The sequence below is a fragment of the uncultured Acetatifactor sp. genome (assembly GCF_948601915.1).
Taxonomy (GTDB): Bacteria; Bacillota; Clostridia; order Lachnospirales; family Lachnospiraceae; genus Acetatifactor.
Genome location: NZ_CAPDXS010000001.1, coordinates 24,770 through 43,980, shown reverse-complemented (window position 1 = coordinate 43,980; position 19,211 = coordinate 24,770). Strand labels below are relative to the sequence as shown.

General features: G+C 46.4%; 10 protein-coding genes and 1 pseudogene. 9 read left to right on the top strand and 2 right to left on the bottom strand.

Going from position 1 to position 19,211, the window contains the following annotated elements; translation table 11 throughout:
* Positions 1 to 1,806 precede the first annotated feature (1,806 nt).
* On the bottom strand, positions 1,807 to 3,990 hold the full coding sequence (locus tag Q2B33_RS00150; protein WP_300568527.1) for a glycosyltransferase: 2,184 nt from the start codon (positions 3,988 to 3,990) through the stop codon (positions 1,807 to 1,809).
* Between the two features lie 434 nt (positions 3,991 to 4,424).
* Here Q2B33_RS00150 and Q2B33_RS00145 point away from each other — a divergent pair, with 434 nt between their 5' ends.
* Genes Q2B33_RS00145 through Q2B33_RS00120 form a run of 6 tightly spaced genes read left to right on the top strand, consistent with a single transcriptional unit; the run spans position 4,425 to position 13,428 of the window.
* On the top strand, positions 4,425 to 5,633 hold the full coding sequence (locus Q2B33_RS00145) for a nucleotide sugar dehydrogenase (RefSeq protein WP_300791470.1): 1,209 nt from the start codon (positions 4,425 to 4,427) through the stop codon (positions 5,631 to 5,633).
* Between the two features lie 22 nt (positions 5,634 to 5,655).
* The gene (locus Q2B33_RS00140) at positions 5,656 to 8,037 is read left to right on the top strand and encodes a glycosyltransferase (protein ID WP_300791472.1); all 2,382 of its coding nucleotides are present in this window, start codon (positions 5,656 to 5,658) and stop codon (positions 8,035 to 8,037) included.
* Positions 8,030 to 8,830: an ABC transporter permease gene (locus Q2B33_RS00135; protein WP_296473000.1), complete on the top strand. Its 801-nt coding sequence runs from the start codon at positions 8,030 to 8,032 to the stop codon at positions 8,828 to 8,830. Before Q2B33_RS00140 ends, Q2B33_RS00135 begins: the two co-directional genes overlap by 8 nt.
* Before the next feature lie 15 nt (positions 8,831 to 8,845).
* Complete coding sequence (locus tag Q2B33_RS00130) at positions 8,846 to 9,592, top strand: ABC transporter ATP-binding protein (protein WP_296472999.1); 747 nt, start codon at positions 8,846 to 8,848, stop codon at positions 9,590 to 9,592.
* Positions 9,552 to 10,064, top strand: coding sequence for a hypothetical protein (locus Q2B33_RS00125; protein WP_300791475.1), 513 nt, complete (start codon positions 9,552 to 9,554; stop codon positions 10,062 to 10,064). Before Q2B33_RS00130 ends, Q2B33_RS00125 begins: the two co-directional genes overlap by 41 nt.
* A gap of 28 nt (positions 10,065 to 10,092) precedes the next feature.
* Complete coding sequence (locus Q2B33_RS00120) at positions 10,093 to 13,428, top strand: glycosyltransferase (protein WP_300791477.1); 3,336 nt, start codon at positions 10,093 to 10,095, stop codon at positions 13,426 to 13,428.
* Between the two features lie 396 nt (positions 13,429 to 13,824).
* On the opposite strand, the gene Q2B33_RS00115 is transcribed toward Q2B33_RS00120, so the two are convergent.
* Positions 13,825 to 15,288: an RNA-binding domain-containing protein gene (locus tag Q2B33_RS00115; protein ID WP_296472996.1), complete on the bottom strand. Its 1,464-nt coding sequence runs from the start codon at positions 15,286 to 15,288 to the stop codon at positions 13,825 to 13,827.
* A 352-nt stretch (positions 15,289 to 15,640) separates the two neighbouring features.
* On the opposite strand from Q2B33_RS00115, the gene Q2B33_RS00110 reads away from it, so the two are divergent.
* The 3 genes and pseudogenes from Q2B33_RS00110 to Q2B33_RS24670 form a co-directional block, all read left to right on the top strand.
* Positions 15,641 to 16,420: an ABC transporter permease gene (locus Q2B33_RS00110; RefSeq protein ID WP_300791468.1), complete on the top strand. Its 780-nt coding sequence runs from the start codon at positions 15,641 to 15,643 to the stop codon at positions 16,418 to 16,420.
* The gene (locus Q2B33_RS00105; RefSeq protein WP_300791465.1) at positions 16,421 to 17,869 is read left to right on the top strand and encodes an ABC transporter ATP-binding protein; all 1,449 of its coding nucleotides are present in this window, start codon (positions 16,421 to 16,423) and stop codon (positions 17,867 to 17,869) included.
* Between the two features lie 6 nt (positions 17,870 to 17,875).
* A pseudogene (locus Q2B33_RS24670) lies at positions 17,876 to 18,763 on the top strand (polysaccharide pyruvyl transferase family protein); the annotation flags it as partial.
* Positions 18,764 to 19,211: the final 448 nt, after the last annotated feature.

Here is a 19,211-nt window from a genome sequence, read left to right as displayed (position 1 = left end):
CTGGTGACTGGAGTTCAGACGTGTGCTCTTCCGATCTTGTTCCAGAGCAATATCTCATAATAATCCGTCCGCCGCGCGACCCTCCAGAACTCTTCTGCAAAATCTTCGTCCGGCTTCATCCAGGGCTTCCGGAATCCGGCATAATGTATGATGCGGGGTTTTCTCCTCGCACCTTCATATGCGTCCAGAACATAGTAAGGCGCATGCTTTATGACCTGCTGCCAGCGGAAGTGGTCACAGTCTGTTATCAGGTTCCAGGCCATGTCCAGATAATGCACCCTTCCCTTGCAGACAATGTTCAAGATGTCCTGGTCAGAGAATCTGTATATCCCCGTGTCAGCCATGCGCAGCAGTTCAGGCACGGTCATCTGCTTCCGCATTTCTTGAATGTTCATCAGCAGCACACCTGCCTGGAAATACCCGAACGGATCCTCCATGTCCAGTACATCCTGGCAGTATTGCCGCATATCGGAGTCCTTTTTGTTGCACTGCCCTGCAAAGTCGGCATCAGCCACCGCCGCGACCATATCGTCTCCCATTTCTGTATGGTATAAATCCGCTATGTCACAACATACTATCATGTCACAGTCAAGGTAGATGACCTTGTGGTATTCCTTGAAAATATCCAGTATCAGGAAACGATAAAACGTCTCTGTAGTTATATGCTCCTTAGCCTCCAAGGCGTATCCGGACACCCTGCTCCCTACATCCAGAAAGGAAATCTCCATATTATCGGAAGATAGCTTCCGGACTATCCTGTCGCGGCTCTCCTTCCCGATATCCGTATGGAGGACAAAGATATGATACCGCCCCTCCGCGGCCGCCTGATCTGTTATGGACTGTATGCAGGTACATAGAATCGGGACATATTTCTGGTTTGCTGCCAATACTATAGGCACTGTGCCCTCGGCATATTTTACAGGTCCGGCTTCCGCTTCTGTATGATGAATCAATGCCACCTGAAGCTCACCCAGGCAGAATCTCCCCTGTGCCTTCAGATACAAGTAATATATCCCGGCTATGCGCTCGCCCAGATGCCCGATGGTGCGGTATCCTTCCCTTGAATAGTCGCTGATGTCCGCACGCCGTTCGAACTCCGACAGTATCCCGAAGAGAAGCGCAGAATACTCCTGGAAAATGTCCCTTGTCATGATGAACATATTGCAGGGGTAGAAGGTCTTTCCATCAAAAAACTGTTTTGCCGTGCCGCTTAGATAGGGATATCTTTCCTCAATAATCTCCAGCACCAACTCCACATCCCTTATATGGAGCTCCGGGGCATTCCTATACTGCTCATAGATGTTTTCTGCGTTCATGCAACTGGCATCCACGCCTTTGGCAATCAGGAAATCGTATCTTTCGATGCAGCTGCGCATGTCGGCTTCGTTGAAGTGCAGCTCCTCCATAGCGCGGGAATCCAGATAGTCATACTCCACCGTCCCCCAGGAATTCTCCCTCAGGGATTCTGGGCTGAAGTTGAAAAACCTCCTGTAATGGCAGAAGCCGAAGTAGTCAGCATCCTGGTTCTTCCATGCCCAATACTGTGTAGTCAGTTCACAGTAGGACTTGTTCTTTGAGGATATGTTGTCCCCGGTGTTGTCCGTGAGGCAGCCCTGCGGTACGTCCTGCAGCAGGAAATCGCTCCCGGCGATTACATCGTATAGCATGGAGTTCCTTACCCGCATTGTATAGCAGTTCGGGCTATGCGTCACAAAAATCTTGATTTCCTTCATTGCTGTTTCCTTGCCCTTTATCTATGCCGTCATCTTATCGGGACGCGCCACAAACTGGTCGTTACAGGCAGAATCAAGTCGCCGCCACCTCCTGGTATAGCCGCATATGCCTATCCACTATGGCTGTCATGTCGAATTTCCTGCACGCTCCCCTGACTCTGCCTTTTAGGCGTATATAGTCCTCAGCGCCTTCCGCCAGCTTCAGGATGGCGGCGCAAATATCTTCCTCGTCAACCTTCCCGCTATGAAGCGGCAGCAATATGCCCGCCAAATCCCCATTCCCATCCTGGAGCTGGTTCCTGACCTCCGCTATGTCCGTAGCTATTATAGGAGTGCCTGTCATCAGGCATTCTATGACTACAAGCGGATAGCTTTCACCTTTGAAATAGGTAGGCACCAGCCCGACATCCGCCATGGCGAAATAGTCTCTTACATTAGGACGAAATCCTGTGAAATGGATGTATGGATGTGCATCCCTTTCCAGCTTTGCCCGAATCTCGCCTTCCCCCACTACCACCAGATGAATCGGCCTGCTACCGCGCTCGTTTGCTGCGGTCACCGCCAAGACTGCCTCTTGCCAGCCCTTTTCAGGAATCCCTCGGCTTGCGGTCACCAGCACAAATGCATTGTCTGGAATCCCCATGGTTTCCCGTCGTACCGGGTTGACATCCACGAGCGGCAGACCGTTGGGGATTTTTGTAAACCTGTCGTCGATATCATAGCCTCGATGCTGGAAGCATTCTAGATTCTTATCCGCGATATAGATATACCTGGCACCACTCTCCCAGGTGTCCACAATCACTCTGTCACAGTCTTCCTCCTCCATCGCCTCATACATGCCGTGCAATGTTATGACATGGTGCCCCAGTCCTCTGTCGTACTTCCTCCATTGCGCGATGACTCCGTCAACGCTGGCGCAATGGGAATGGATAATCTCGCCGCCAAGCCTCGCCACAATTTGCTTTAGGTAATCCCTGCTCTTAATGGTAACGACAGGTACATCAGCATCAACAAGCTGCCGGATGCCCTCTTCTTCCTCCTCGATACCAAAATTGACCAGTGTCACGGCCATCCCATGCCTTCGCAGTTCATTTGACAGATGGATGGGGTAGACCTCGCCGCCTCCAGATCTTAATGCATAGCAGGCCATCAGCACATTAGGTTTCCGTTCCTTCTCCAGAAGCCGGATTCTGTCTGGGCAATAGCACTGGCGGACGGCAGCTTCCGCATCCCTGACCCCCCCATCTCCACATTGCCTCGCCAGGCTCTGCAGTATCTGCTCATAGTATCCGTCCCCCACCTTATAATGTCGGGCGATATAACCTGAAACCGCTTCCGCTTCCTTATAATAAAGCACTGCTTCCTCGCCGCCTAGCAGAAGCTTTCCCAGCCCTGGCGGGTCGCAGGTATCAGCCACGCCGGTATAACCAATCACACCGCCCCGAATCATGTGAAGGGTGAATATCCATGGGGCACAGAACCTCATGCCTCTGTACGCCTCCACGACTTCGGAAGGAATCGGCCGCCTGTTTTTGAACACCGCTCCACCAAGGGATGGAACCATGCCGTATGATGCAGGGCCTTGGCGAACTGCATCGTGTGCCGTCATAAAAAAAGGCTTCTTCCATCCGTGGATGCCTGGGCCATAGGGCAGGGGCTCCCCGTCCCTGTCATGGATATCCAGAAGCTGCCGGCTCCCTGCGAACACCGCCATGACAGAGCCGTATGAGAACATGGACACGGCCCCCTGCAGGAAGTCCCTTCCATAGTGGCATCTACCATTGGGAAACCAGACGCAAGAGCCTTTGGCTGCCCTCAGGCCTTCGTTCCACTGCTCCAGCATGCTTGGAGCATCAAGACCGCCGTGAAGCACTGTCGTCCTTATGGGGGCGGAGCACGAATACTCTTTAATGGCCTTCCTTCTATCTTCCGGTAGACCATATCCCAGTATGAGAACCTCGATGTTCGGGTACGACTGATTGCAGATGCATTCCAGGCATTCCTCTAAACGGATGCTGCAATCAGCTACCGATAGGATGACACTAACAAGGGGGACTTCCGTAGGCCCTGCCTCCTTTTCGTACTCCCAGCACAGGTCTTCAAGCGTACCGCTTTCCGCGCCTCCGCCCTGCCTGGCGGCCATGTCCCGGACATGGTGCTTGAGCCGCTTGACCGTCCCGCAGTATAGCTTCCCACCATATTTCTGGGCGATGGAGTCGGCCTTCAGATATAGTTTCCTCGCACGGCCACTTTCCATCGATTGGTAGATTTTCCTTAACCACTTGTTGATTCCTATCTCCGCCACTTCACTTTCCAGCTGGCATCGGCCCTTTTAGGGGCGAACGCCTGATAACGCGCCATTATCCAGCCTTGATGTCTCAGGATTCCTGTTGTGAATGCTACCAACTGATAATCCGCAATTATCTGCTATTGGCGAACACCCTGAATGCCGATTTGATGGAAAAATCTTAAAAAAAGGAAATACTACTTGAAAATATCACCCATGTATTGTATGATTTGGTATAATGGTTGTTCGAAAGATGGGGTGAATGGACAGATTTCGCAGCCAGAAGAGGGAAAATCATTTGGTTTACGGGTTATATTTAGTATATAGCCATTAATGGACACATGATAATTGCGGATTATCAGAGCAAAACATTGTGGCTGCCCATTTCACAAGAGGATTATAAGATGAAAATTACTATAGCCGGAGCTGGATATGTAGGTTTGTCAAATGCTGCTTTATTGGCACAGCATAATCAGGTAACACTTGTTGATGTCATCCAGAAAAAAATCAATCTAATCAATCAGCATAAATCGCCGATTGCAGACAAGGAGATTGAGGACTATCTTTTGACAAAGGATTTAGATCTGACGGCTACGATGGATGCTGGTTCAGCTTATTCTGATGCAGACTATGTCATCATATCCACTCCCACCAATTACGACCCAGAGAAGAATCATTTTGACACTACTTCTGTGGAAGCAGTAATCCGGCAGGTGGTTGAGCACAATCCGAATGCTGTCATAGTCATCAAATCCACAGTGCCTGTGGGCTATACTGTTTCTGTCCGCGAGAAGCTGCGGTGTAGCAATATTTTGTTTTCACCGGAATTCTTAAGGGAAGGAAGGGCATTATATGATAATTTATACCCCTCGAGGATAATCGTAGCCGCTCCCAGAGGAGACGAATCGCTTTACGAAAAGGCACGACAATTTTCAGAACTCTTGAAGGAAGGTGCCATCAAGAAAGATGTGCCCATATTGCTTACGGATTTAACAGAAGCCGAAGCAATAAAGTTATTTGCTAATACTTACTTAGCCCTTCGTGTCGCTTTCTTTAATGAATTGGATACATACACGGAGATAAGGGGACTGGACAGCAGGCAAATCATAGAGGGAATCGGGCTGGATCCCAGAATAGGCGACTTCTACAATAATCCTTCTTTTGGATATGGCGGCTACTGTCTCCCCAAAGATACGAAACAGCTACTGGCCAATTACGATAACGTACCAAACAATATGATCAGCGCTGTTGTCGAAGCGAACCGAACCAGAAAGGATTTTGTCACCGAGAGGATTCTGCGGAAAGCCGGATTTTATGATGACATGGACAAAAATTATACAGTCGGCATTTACAGGCTTACAATGAAAGCCGATTCCGACAACTTCCGTCACAGCAGTGTACAGGGCATCATGAAGCGCATAAAGGCAAAGGGAATAGAGGTTGTTGTATATGAACCGACATATTCGGGTAAACTCTTTTTCGGCAGTAGGATAATACAGGATTTAAAAGAGTTTAAAGAAATGTCGGATGTCATAGTTTCAAATCGATATGCCGCAGACTTAGCGGATGTGAAAGATAAGGTTTACACACGGGATTTATATATGAGGGATTAGATTCTGAGAAGAGATATTTATTATGGAAGAAAAACTTGCAGAACAGCTCAAAGCTACGGAACAGGCATATGAGCAGGAGCGGCAGAGGTGGCAGCACGAAAAAGAAAGCTACCAAAATCTATGTACATGGTATGCCAACACCTTCCAGTATCAATTGGGGTGCCTGTTAGTGGATGCATTGAGGCATCCTCTCCGTTGTTACAGATTGCCTGCTGCGCTGTTCCGCCTGGTCAAGCGATACAAGCAGCAGCAAACAGATGCGAAAGACATCGAATCCAGCATCCCCAAAAGCGATGCCTCGGCAAAAGGGATGATTGACTTGGATTTTCTGCAGATAGAATATGCTTCTGGCAAAGTCCGGCAGACAGGCGTTGCAATCATTATTCCTGTGTTCAACGCCTATGATGAGTTAAAATGTTGCGTTGATTCCATTCTAAGGAACACAGCAGCGCCATTTCAGATTATACTGATAAATGATTGCAGCACAGACTCCAGAATAGAAGAGCTGTTATCATCGTATAAGTCCCAGCAAAATGTCATGGTAGTGACAAATCCCCGGAACCTGGGATATGTTAAATCCATCAATATAGGGATACAGGCCTGCAATACAGATGTGGTGCTTCTCAATAGCGACACTGTAGTGACCAAAAAGTGGCTTGAAAAATTGACGATTGCCGCGTATTCAGATGAAAGGATCATGACAGTTACGCCTCTGTCCAACGCGGCAGGGGCATTCAGCGTTCCGGAAATTAACGCAGATAACAATCTGCCTGACGGATGGACGCTGGAAGATATGGCTAAGCTGGTGGAAAATCAATCTGTCCACACATATGAACGGGTTCCTACAGGGAATGGATTTTGCATGTATATCAAGAGAGACGCCTTTGAACATGTGGGCCTCTTTGACGAAGATACCTTTGGCAAGGGATATTGCGAAGAAAATGACTTTTGCATGCGAGTCATATCAAAGGGATATGAGAATATCATAAGTGACGATACCTATATTTTTCACCACCATACGGCTTCCTTCGGTCATAAGAAACAGAAGCTGCTGCGCAACAACTATGAGATTCTTTTATCCAGGTATCCGCAGTATGAGTATCTTGTGAAAAATATGCTGAATTCAGAACGGCTGGAATCGATTCGGCAGAAGATAAAGCGGGAGACAGCAGAACAGCTTCATGGAATTTCCGGAAAACGGAATATCCTGTATATCATTCATCAGGAAAAGGGAGGCAGTGTAAAGACCAACGAAGATTTGATGGGGTATGTATGTTCACAGGGGTGGAACGTATTTCTGCTGAATAGCAATTGCAGTACATTGCGCTTATATCAGCTTACGGACGGGGCTCTTCATCAATTGCAAAAATGGGATTTGGCATATAAGTGGGACATAAATAGCCTGTATGTCCCGGAATGGCGGAATATTTACTATAATGTGCTGCATCATTGCCATATTGATATTGTCCATATCCGTCATTTGTATATGCATACATTTGACATAATAGATGCAGCCAATTGGATGAATGTCCCTTGCGTGCTCTCCTTCCATGATTTCTATTATATCTGCCCTACAATCAATCTGGTCAATGGGAAAGGGGAATACTGCGGAGCGGACTGTGATTCTTCCTCCGGGCGGTGTCAGATGGATGTATCGCAGATTAAGATTTCAAAAAACGTGCCTAAATGGGTCGCGGCTAACTGGCGTGGCCCTGTGGCTGATATTCTGGGAAAAATAAATGCCTATGTCACGACTTCGGCATACAGTCGTGATGTGTATGAAAAGATATTCCCCAGCCTAAAGGGGCAGATCAGGATATATGAGCATGGGAGGGACTTTCTCTATCCGAGAGAGTATTATGGCAGCATACCTGATGGTGGCGGAAAGATTAAGATATTACTGGCAGGAAATATCAGCTACAATAAGGGAGCCGGATATATTTCCGAATTGATAGATGCCGACAAAGAAGGTCGGCTAGAATTCCATTGTATCGGAAGCCTGCCGGAAAGCCTGAAGCAGAAAGTGAAATATTACGGCAGATATATCAGGGACGATTTCAGGAATTACGCTGCCAGGATAAGGCCTTCTTATGTCGGCGTATTCTCCATCTGGCCCGAAACCTACTGCCACATTATCACGGAAGCCTTCAGCTGCGGCCTCCCTTGCGTAGTAAGCGATATAGGTACTCTGCGGGAACGGGGAATAAAAGGCGGATGCATACTGGCTGACCTGAAAAATCCCATTGCCGCATATCACACGATTTGCAAGATAAGTGAAGACCGGGCTGCCTACAGCAAATTATGCGATGAAGCATTGGGGCAGCCAATACGGACGGTAGCTGATATGGGAAAAGACTACATGAATCTGTATGACCTGCTGTTAACGGAGGATCAAGATGTTTAAGGCAATCGGATTTATCCTAAAAGAGCATAGGGAGAATTACCGCCAGATTATCAAAATGGCTCTGATCAATACAGAAAAGCAGACCGTTCGCAGCAGTCTTGGCATCTTATGGACATACTTTCATGACATTGTATATATCCTGGTATTCATCATGTTCCGCCTGTTGATATCCGGATTCGGAAAGATAGATGGTATGAACAGCATCGTGTACCTGCTGACCGGACTGATTCCCTGGTTTTTCATCAGCGATATGCTGAACCAGGGAAGCCGCGCGATCCTATCCAATAAAGGGATTGTGCAAAGCATTCGGTTTCCAATAACGATACTTCCTACGATCGAAGTGCTGAGTATCGTGTTTCGCAGGTTCTTTACTTTTTTCATCCTGCTGATTGCGCTCACTTTGTTCGGATACCTGAAATGTTTCAGTGTTGTTTTGTTTTTCTATTACTTCATCGCCTTGGTCTATCTGATGGTCAGTATGAACCTTTTGCTTTCGGCCTTTGTAGCAGTGTCGGAAGACTTCCATCAGCTCTACCTGGCAATCGTGCGTGTGATCATATACTCCCTGCCTATTATGTGGAGCTATGATAAGGTAGACAGCACTTTAATTCATATACTGCTCCGAATCAATCCCATGGTCTATGTTATCCGAGGGTTCCGAAATGTCTTCGTGCAGGGTATGACACAGAACATCGGATACAGTGCTTATTTTTGGATAAGCATAACCGCGGTCTTTGCCTTGGGATGCTATGCCCAGTACAAGCTGCGGAAGCACTATGCGGATTTCATATAAAAGGGGACGGAGCATATGGATGATATGATTGTAGTAAAAGATGTCTGCAAGACCTATGTCCTGTTTGACAAGGATTGGAAGATATTGCAATGGGTATTTACGCACAAAGGATATCAGAGCAGACGTGAAGTCCTGAATCACATCTCCTTCACTGTAAAAGACAGTGAAGTGGTAGGTTTGATTGGCATCAACGGCGCCGGAAAGTCTACCTTGATGAAAATCATCGCGGGCATCACTTTCCCCACTGCCGGGCATATTCAGGTAAACGGAAAGGTAGGCTCCCTCATCAACCTGTCTGCCGGATTCAATCCTGATTATACCGGGCGGAAAAACATATACTATAAGGGAACCATCATGGGAATGGGCAAAAGTGAAATCGATAGCATCATTGGCGATATTGAAGAATTTGTGGAACTAGGCGAGTATTTTGACAGACCTGTGAGAATGTACTCTTCCGGAATGTCTGCACGGCTGGGGTTCGCGCTGGCTGTGTACTGTAATCCGGATATCTTAATTGTTGATGAGGTGCTTGCTGTAGGGGACAAATCATTCCAGAACAAATCCCGCGCTAAGATTATGGAATTATTCAAGGCCGGAAAAGCAGTGCTCTTTTCATCACATTCTGACGTTTTGATTCGGCAGTTTTGTAACAGGATAATCTATATCAGAGACGGGAAAATTGCTTACGATGGTGATGTCGAGGAAGGATTGAAGCTGTATAATGAGGATATTTCTAAGAAAGGAACTCGGAAAGCATATTAAGTGGGTTTTGGCATTATTGCTGCTCTCGATAGTTTATGCCATAGTCGGCATAAATGGATTGCGTTTTTTAGGGCAGAATGGTAATGGGACAAGCATCTATGAAGCCCCTTATTCGGTGGAAGAAAATAAGGTCGTCAGCGAAATACCGAAAGGCCAGCATATTCTGCTCAAGGTCGGTAACCTTCCAGAAAGGCAGGAGACCGTTTCGGTCAGCTTCTACGATGACCAGAAGACGCTGGTTGACAGCAGGGACATCGTCTTGTGTAATGGCATGAACGACTTGGGAAAATGTGATGTGGATATATCTTTTTTCAAATATAGCAGCACGAGGGTAATTGATATAAGAGGGATGTATTATGCTGAATTTGCTCCATTTGATGTAGTAGCTGGGCTAAAAATCGGTGTGGGAATCTGCTTTTTGTGCTGTGTACAATACGTTTTGATGCTGGTAAAGAAAAAATATACAAGTTGAGATTTATTGCTTAAATCGGGAGGTTGGGATGTACAGATTTTGGGAAACAATTATCAAGCCTGTATTGGAGATGATTGACGCAAGAAGCGTCTTGGAAATCGGGGCGCAAAATGGCTATACAACAAAAAGGGTTATTGAATATGTGGGTGCGGTAGAAGGAAAAGTGCAGTCCATAGATCCATTTCCTAACTTTGATTACAAATCCTGGGAAAAGGATAGCAATTTTGCATTTAAGATGCACATCGGTCTATCGCTGGAGGTGCTTCCTGAATTACCAGCGTTTGATGTCTATTTAATAGATGGTGACCACAATTGGTATACTGTATATAATGAATTAAGATATGCGGCCATTGCCTGTGGAGATAAAGAGATATTGATTCTGCTTCATGATATTGGCTGGCCTTATGCCAGAAGGGATTTATATTACAATCCGGATACCATACCTGCAGAATACAGAAATCGCTATGATAAAAAAGGGATAAAATACGGCTATAATGAGCTTCAGGATGATGGGATAAACGGAAATCTGTGCAACGCTATTGCATATGGCACGCCCAGAAATGGTGTCCTAACCGCAATAGAGGATTTCGTGAATGAAAATCCAGAATATGAGTTTCTTAATATAGAATGCTGCAATGGATTGGGTATCATAAAAAAGAAAAAAACCTATAAAAAAGTTTCTGATTATATAAATAATATCGATACCTTAAAATTTTTAATAAGGCAAACAGAAGAAAACCGAATTGAATTTTTTCAAGGGCGCTATATCTATAAAAATAAGTATCAAGAAGCAATGGAATCTCTGAAAAAAGCAGAAGGCATATATCTTAAAGAGAAGGATTTCTTATTTGAGAAAATGAAGGATTTATCTGAATCCTGTTCAATGTACGAAGAGAATAATCGGATATTACAAGAAGAAGCAAAAAAAGCAGAGAGACAACATGAACTCAAATATGAACTCATGCAAAAAGAACTATTGGAAAAATGCGCTATAACAGAAAGAAGCAACCAGCTATTACAAGAAGAAAAAGAAAAAATACAGGAAGAAGTGGAATATTTCAAAAAGCAGTGTAGCGACATCCAAAGAGAGTTGTCAGAAAAGTGCGATATTTTAGAAGGGAACAATTTGAAATTGCGAGAAGAAGGGCGAAAAAGCAGAAAACAATGTCGCGATCTTCAAAAAGAACTGCAGCATCTTTATGAATCTAGATTATTTAAGATGACTATTGCTTTGTCGAAGGCTTATCATTCGCCCCAAAAGATTTTATCATTTATCATAAGAAAGGGCGTAAACAGCATTAGAACTAAGTTTTTTTCAAAAGATGTTAAAATAAAAAATGATGTTGAAGAACCAAAAAAAGAGAATATAAATAACCTATATCCAGATTTGTCGGAATACGAAAAGCAAAGCATTTATGATGCTGATGTTGAAACCAACACCATTTCCCTGGTTATCTGTATCCACAATGCTTTAAATGATGTAATAGAATGTCTAAATTCTGTCTGGGAGAAAAGGACTTTTCCGTATGAAATTATACTGGTCGATGACGGCAGCGATAATGACACGAGGCAATATGTGGAGAAATATGTAGAACTAACAGGTTGTAAGCTGCATCGTAACGAGGAGGCTTTGGGCTATACAAAGTCGGCTAATATTGGCCTAAGAATGTCCAAAAGCGATTATGTCATTCTGCTGAACAGTGATACGATTGTAACTGATTCTTGGGCCGAAAAAATGTTGAATTGTTTTGAACAACATAAAGCCGCAGGCATTGTCAGCCCTTTGTCAAATGCCGCCAGCTACCAAAGCGTGCCGGAAATCAGAGATTCGATGACTGGAGACTGGAAAATCAATACTTTAAGAAATGGCATGACCATTGATATGATGGGCTTAATTGTTGAAAAAGTTTCTAAGTCCAGGTATCCGGCAGTGGCTTCTTTGAATGGATTCTGCTTTATGATTAGTCGGGATGTAATAAATGCCATTGGCTATTTGGATGAAGTTAATTTTCCTAAAGGGTATGGGGAAGAAGTGGATTATTGTATCCGCGCTTCGAAGGCGGGATTTGAGCTTAGAATCGTGGATGACACATATATCTTCCATGAGAAATCTAAGAGCTTTACCCATACAGTGAGGAAGGAACTGGGGGCAGCCTCAAAGCCTATCTTAAAAGAAAAACATGGTGCCGATGTTTATTCTGGTGTAGGAAAAAGCATGGAAACATGTGCTGAGTTACGGGTAATACGTGAAGAAATCAAAGAGGCTATTGATGAATATTATAAAAAATTCGAAAAATTGATTGGGAAAAAAGTAGCATTTGTCCTGACTGCTAAAGGTGGTAGTGGTGGAGCTAATTCGGTATGCCAGGAGGTTGCCGGTATGCGGAACTTAGGAATTGAAGTCGATATTATTAATTCAATTAACTATAAGGCTGGATTCACCCAAAACTATCCTGAAATAGCTAAATATGTCAGATATTTTGACAAGAGATCCTATGATAGCTTCATGAATGTCGCGGATAAGTACGATGTAGTGATTGCTACTATATTCACTACTGTTAAGTTGGTTCAGGGCATTAAGGAAAAATGTCCTCAAATTCAAGTCGGGTATTATATCCAGGATTACGAGCCTTATTTCTTCGACAAAACAGAAGAATATTTTCAGGAGGCGAAGCTTTCTTATACTCGGATTCCAGGCATGTGTTTATTTGCGAAGACAGAGTGGATTGCTGATACTGTACAAAAATACCATGATGTTAAAGTAAACCTCGTTGAGCCAAGTCTGGATACGCGACTTTATAATCCTTTCGTCATAAAGCATAAAAAAAAGAAGGCACGTCCGACTATATGTGCTATGGTACGGCCTAAAACGATTCGGAGAAATCCTAAAGGAACAATGGAGGTGTTGCAGTATCTGAAGAAAAAGTATGATGCCGGCATACGCATCGCATTATTTGGTTGTAGTGATGAAGAAATACAACAACTGGGTATTTTTGATTTTGAATACCAAAATTATGGAGTATTAAAAAGGTGGGAAGTAGCAAAACTTTTGGCAGCGTCAGATATATTTTTAGATATGTCTACATACCAAGCATTTGGGAGAACCGGTTTGGAAAGCATGTGTTTGGGATGTCTGCCAGTTTTGCCCAAAGAAGGTGGTGTCGGCAAATTTGCACGTGATAAAGAAAATGCAATAATTGTAGATACAGGCAATGTTGCTGTAGTATGTGAACGGATATGCGACGTGCTAGATACACCTGATAAGTTATCAGAAATGCAGCAAGAAGGTATCACCACATCTAAATCATTTAATGTTCAAAATGCTGCATGGAGTGAAATACAGATGTTGAACAAACTATTGTAGCCTTATAGTCAAGGATGGTTTTATATGTACTACCTGGCATTTTGAGTGTGCAAGCGGGATTATCCAGACGGCAATCTATACAGTAAAGCCGGACAACATTGCTATATTCTGGGACAGCGTCTTACCTATAACTACTTCGAGGCCTAATTCCCCACAGCTATGCTGTGGGGAATTTCTGTCTTACCATGCTCTGCTTGTTGTTACCATATCATCAGCGCCTCATATATATTTTTGCCTTCTAACGGCCACTGGAAGCCCATAGTTCTTTAAATGTGTGATTTATCATCGGAGACGGCACTAGGTCGATAAAATCCTGGGTAGCCCCTATAGCCAGAAATTCCAAAAGCATGTATTCATCAGGATAAAAATCCAGAGTACCTTTCCGCGCTTGCCTCATCATCGCCAGCCCTGGTTTATGCTCCAATACCCTTTCCTGGGTGATCCATGGCGCTGCAAGAGGCCGATTTCTTTCAACTTTTTTAGGTTATTTTCCACCTTCCTGGAAGAAATACCGATTTCTTCCGCTAGGTGCGCGGCGGACACTCTGGGATTCTGTTCCAGGCTACTGAGGATACGGCGCTGGTTTTCAGTCAACTGATAAAAATCAGGTTCTCCGACCTTATCTCCGACCTTATCTCCGACCCTATCTCCGACCTTATCATTGGGCATATATTCAGCATCAAAGGAATAGGCGTCGTCCAACGGAACAATAATTTCAAAGATATCGCCCTCTATGATGCTGGGATTCTTTCCAGAATACCGTTTGCTATACTTATACAGGTTTCTGGTGCCGGAACCGAGTTCGTCCGCATTTCCTATTTGATTGAAAAAAGCGGCTATCAGCGGATTTTTAGGGACAGGCGACAGGTTCTCCGGTGTGATTTCTCCAATCCTCAAAGCCCGACAGGCATTCTCCACATACATCTGATTTTCTTCTATGATGAATTTAGCGATGAACGGGCTGGTAAATTCTCGATGAATCAGCATGTTCGTGAGCATTTCACGCGCAATATTATCTCTGAGGCTTACGTTCAGGCTGTCTTCCAGATAGAATTTATCCCATAAATGTTTTTTGGCAAATGCCATGAGGGCTTCATAGCTTTCAATTAGATTCGTCTTTACGATTTCTCTGTCATCATAGCGATCCTTATTGACTTTCCGCAGGATGGCATCCGTCCTGTACGCAGGACAGATAGACTGAATCACATCATCCTTTCCTAAAAGCATCACGGCCGCCAGGTTAAAGCCCTTTTCCCCGGTAGAAAAATCCTCGCTGAAAAGGCCTGCGCTTTTCAACAGCGCTTCATCTGTCATATCCTTCCATGGGTGGTCCTGGCGTTTATTGACAGCACGTCTCCTGCAAAGCGGCAGGAGGTCCAGGCGCAAGTGCTCTTCTTTCACATATGGATAGATTTTCTTTTCCGTAAAGATATTCTGTTTACGGATATACATAGCAGCAATCTGGCTGGTGGAGGTGACGCGCACATCGGCATCATCCACACGGTCGTAGATTACCTTTTTATAGCGATGCACCTCCGAACTGGGCGGTATATGGATATAGATAATGGATTTACCTTCAAATATAATCTTTTCCGGGACAAGGTATATCGTAGGACTTATGATGTCGGGATTGTTTACCATCTTTACGAAATTTTTCATGTTGTCGCGTACAGCCTGCTCAGGAATACCCTCCACAGTACCATCATCGCGAACACCCAAAAAGATATCTCCGCCAAACCGATTCAGGAAGGAGCAGACCGTCTCATAGGTATCAGATTCTATACCATTACCGCAGCGTTTGAACTCCACAGCCGTATTTTCCCCAATTTCAAGTAAGGATATCAGCCTTTCTTCAGTCATGCCATTACCTCCAATCCGTCATCCAATCAGCACTTCCTTCTCCCAGAACGCAAAGCCGTACTTCCGAATCCGTTCCGCCGGGAGGCCTTTCGCCAGCAGAGAGCTATATAAAAGATATCCTTTGTAATGCCATCCTCAAAATCCAGCTTGCTTATGCCAACGATCCTTGCCATGTTTCGCTGCTGACGGTGATGATTTATTACAATGATACCATAATTATCTGCTTGGCTCAATGTGTTTATGCGGAATATGTTGGTGGGGGGATGGTACCTGGAGGACATCAACCGATGATAATGGCGCGTTATCAGGCGTTCGCCCCTCCAGGCCCAGGGGTTCCGGATGGAGACATGAGATGGTACGAAAGGTCAAGGAGCTATATGCATACAGGGACATGGTGAGGAGCCTGGTCAGGCGGGAGCTCAGGGGGCGCTACAAGGGCTCCGTGCTCGGCTTCCTCTGGACTTACATCAACCCCCTGTGCCAGGTGGTGGTCTACTCCGCGGTGTTCTCCGTGATATTCCGGGTCCAGATAGAGAAGTTCTACCTCTATCTGATCATCGGCATGATGCCCTGGACCTTCTTCAACACCTGTGTCCAGGGGGGCACGACCTGCGTCCGCGCCCAGGCCGAGATGGTCAAGAAGATTGCCTTCCCCAGGGAGGTAATCCCCATCTCCTACGTGACCAGCGCCTTCGTGAACATGCTCTTCAGCTTCGCCATCGTCTTCCTGGCCGTGCTGGTGTCCGGCTTCGGGTTCCGCTGGGAGGCGATGCTCTACCTCCCCCTGGTGATGCTCCTGGAGTACCTGCTGGCATTGGGCATCGCCTTGGCGCTGTCGGCGGCCACGGTATACTTCCGGGACATGGAGCAGATCGTCAGCGTGCTCATGATGGCATGGATCTATGTCACCCCAATCATGTACACGGTCGACTACGTGCCGGAGCAGTACAGGCGGCTGATCATGCTCAACCCCATGACTCCCATAGTGGAGATGTTCCACCAGATACTGTACTACCGGATAGAGCCCACCGGCCCCTACCTGGCGCTGGCAGGGGCCTACAGCTGCGTCGCCTTCTTGGCCGGGGCGTTGATTTTCATGGTCCTCGAGAGGAACTTCGCGGAGGAGATGTAAGTGGAGAAGGATGCATTGGCACTAAGCCAGGATATCGCCATAGACGTGGATAATGTAAGGAAGCGCTTCAGGTCCTACCAGGACAAGGCGGCCTCCCTGAAGGAGCGCTTCATAAGCCCTTCCCGCACAAGGCACAGGGACGTCACGGTGCTGGACGGGATAAGCTTCCAGGTGCGCAGGGGGGAGGCTGTAGGCCTGATCGGGAAGAACGGCTGCGGGAAGAGCACCACCCTGAAGCTCCTGACCAGGATACTGTACCCCAACGAAGGGCGGGTCACGGTGAACGGCCGGGTGTCCAGCCTCATAGAGCTGGGGGCCGGCTTCCACCCGGACATGACCGGCCGGGAGAACATCTACACCAACGCCTCGATCTTCGGGCTCACCCGGAAGGAGGTCGCGAGGAGGATGGACGCCATCATCCGGTTTTCCGAGCTGGAGGGCTTCATCGACAGCCCGGTGAGGACCTATTCCTCGGGCATGTACATGCGCCTGGCCTTCGCCGTGGCCATCAACGTGGACGCGGACGTGCTGCTGATCGATGAGATTCTGGCGGTAGGCGATGCCGCCTTCCAGAGGAAGTGCTTCGAGAGGCTCAAGGAGATCAAGGGGAAGGGCACCACCATCGTGATAGTCTCCCATTCCATGGAGCAGATGTACAAGATATGCGACCGGCTGATTTGGATAGAGGACGGTGCGATCCGGGAGGAGGGCACGCCCAAGTTCATAGGCGAGGCGTATCTGGCGGCCATGGAGGGCCGGCGGCTGGACCGCATAGAGTTCGAGGAGCAGCAGAAGAAGGCGGAGCTGGAGAAACGGATACGGGAGCAGCAGGAAAGGCTCCGGAAGGAACAGGAGGAGCAACACCGGAAGGAAGCCCAGGAACAGGAAGATCGTAGGCGCAGGGACGCCGCCAGAGCGCAAAAAGAAGAGAATGAGCGCAAGCGCAGGGAGGAGCTGGCGGAGATGAAGCGCAGGCAGAAAGAGTTGGAGCGGAATGAAACGCTGAAAACAGTCAGCCCCTTCTGTAGACCAGGTTCGAGAAGAGGCGGCAACGGGCAGTGCCTGATATCAAAGATACAGGTATTGGACGATGGTGGACAGGCCGTCCAGGTTATTGAAACTGGTGCAAAATATGTCATCGAAGTGATTCTGGATAATCCGAACCGGCTGAAGGAAGTCGTACTTGCGGTGGGGTTCACCCGCGAAGATGGAGTGTATTGCTATGGAACCTACACGAACGTCCATGAGCATAAGGGCAAACCGGAGGGAGCTCCAATCCGGTTCCGGTTCGAGAACCAGTTCCTGAACGGGAAGTACCTCCTGGATTTTTGGGTGCAATCCCCTGAAAAAGTCATCTATGACGAGATACTGGGGTTGATGTTGCTGGAATCGAAGTCTGCAGATACGAAGCAGCGCGGTATCTTTAATATGTGGCATGAATGGGAGTAAATCGGTATGAGCTACAATATAGCTGCATTTGGCGCTTTTGATATCAACAGCTTGGGTGATATGCTGTTTCCCAAAGCTTTGGAAATTGAATTGAGGAAAAGGCTGGTCATAAATAATATCATCTTCTTTAGCCCAACCAGCGCCCAATCTGCATATAGCTCAGATTACAAAATATTTCCGTATGAGAGGTTCGAAGAGCTCCATCGGGAATACAGTTTTGATGCGGTCATTGTCGGAGGTGGAGAACTTCTCCATTATGACGCAATCAACTTTAAGGATATCCATGGCGAGACCATCTCATACCAAAACGGAAGAATATGGCGCTATCCTGTCGAAATGGGAAAGAAGCATGGGCTCAGGGTTCTGTTCAACAGTGTCGGAATGCCGCATGACATAACTGACAAAGACAAAGAACTGCTGGCGGGCCTTGCTTATATATCGTTCAGAGACAGATATTCCTTTTATAGGTTTTATGGCAGGCGAGATGTTTCAGGCAACAATATGGTGCCGGATTCCCTATGGAACCTGGACGAATATTTCCCGGCCATTACTGCCAGGGAAAATAGCCTCTGCGCTCATCGGACAATCGGATTGGAACAGGATAGCAGATATGTCGCATTCCAGATGGGAACCCTCGATAATTGGGAAGATATCTATAAATGCGTGCTTGATTATTGCCGCAAGAACAATCTGAAACTTGTAGCCTTCGCAATCAATTGGTGTCATGACGACAAAGTTGTAATCGAAAGACTGTCAATGGCAAATGAATCTGATTGTTTCATTATAAACAGAATCCTACAGGTGGAGGAAATAATGTCCATCATAGCAGGTGCTGATACGCTTTTCTGTACAAGTTTTCACGGCACATTGCTTGGATGCCTCAGCAAAGTCAGGACACTCGTCTACAATATGTACTCGGATTTTGTAAGCAAGATGGACGGACTTGCCGATTGGCTCGGAAAACGCGATCTCTTAATTGACAATATAGAGCAGTTGAAGGCCGCACTCTGGTATGCCCCCAATTATAGTCCGGAACTTCCGCTTACTAAAATCAAAGGAAGACTAATGGCTCATTTCGACCATATGGCGCATGTCATTTCCGGAACCGTAGAAAGTTCGGGCCATGATGCTATACGGCCCGCCGTCCACCCACTTAATTTTGACAGAAGCTTTTTTGAATGGAACCGACATGATGGTGCACTTGCCTGGAGGACTGTAATATCAATAAGCGCAACTGATGCTTATAAGATAGAGGAACATATAGAGCACAACGGTCCACTGCTATGGGCCTTTAAATCGCTGGCCTTTATCACGATTCACGTAGATTCTCCCAATATGGCAT

What these genes read in the sequence shown, in the direction of transcription:
- Q2B33_RS00110 (WP_300791468.1), top strand. Translation starts at nt 15,641, where the DNA reads ATGGTACGAAAGGTCAAGGAGCTATATGCATACAGGGACATGGTGAGG.
- Q2B33_RS00150 (WP_300568527.1), bottom strand. Translation starts at nt 3,990, where the DNA reads ATGGAAAGTGGCCGTGCGAGGAAACTATATCTGAAGGCCGACTCCATC.
- Q2B33_RS00135 (WP_296473000.1), top strand. Translation starts at nt 8,030, where the DNA reads ATGTTTAAGGCAATCGGATTTATCCTAAAAGAGCATAGGGAGAATTAC.
- Q2B33_RS00145 (WP_300791470.1), top strand. Translation starts at nt 4,425, where the DNA reads ATGAAAATTACTATAGCCGGAGCTGGATATGTAGGTTTGTCAAATGCT.
- Q2B33_RS00140 (WP_300791472.1), top strand. Translation starts at nt 5,656, where the DNA reads ATGGAAGAAAAACTTGCAGAACAGCTCAAAGCTACGGAACAGGCATAT.
- Q2B33_RS00120 (WP_300791477.1), top strand. Translation starts at nt 10,093, where the DNA reads ATGTACAGATTTTGGGAAACAATTATCAAGCCTGTATTGGAGATGATT.
- Q2B33_RS00130 (WP_296472999.1), top strand. Translation starts at nt 8,846, where the DNA reads ATGGATGATATGATTGTAGTAAAAGATGTCTGCAAGACCTATGTCCTG.
- Q2B33_RS00125 (WP_300791475.1), top strand. Translation starts at nt 9,552, where the DNA reads ATGAGGATATTTCTAAGAAAGGAACTCGGAAAGCATATTAAGTGGGTT.
- Q2B33_RS00115 (WP_296472996.1), bottom strand. Translation starts at nt 15,288, where the DNA reads ATGACTGAAGAAAGGCTGATATCCTTACTTGAAATTGGGGAAAATACG.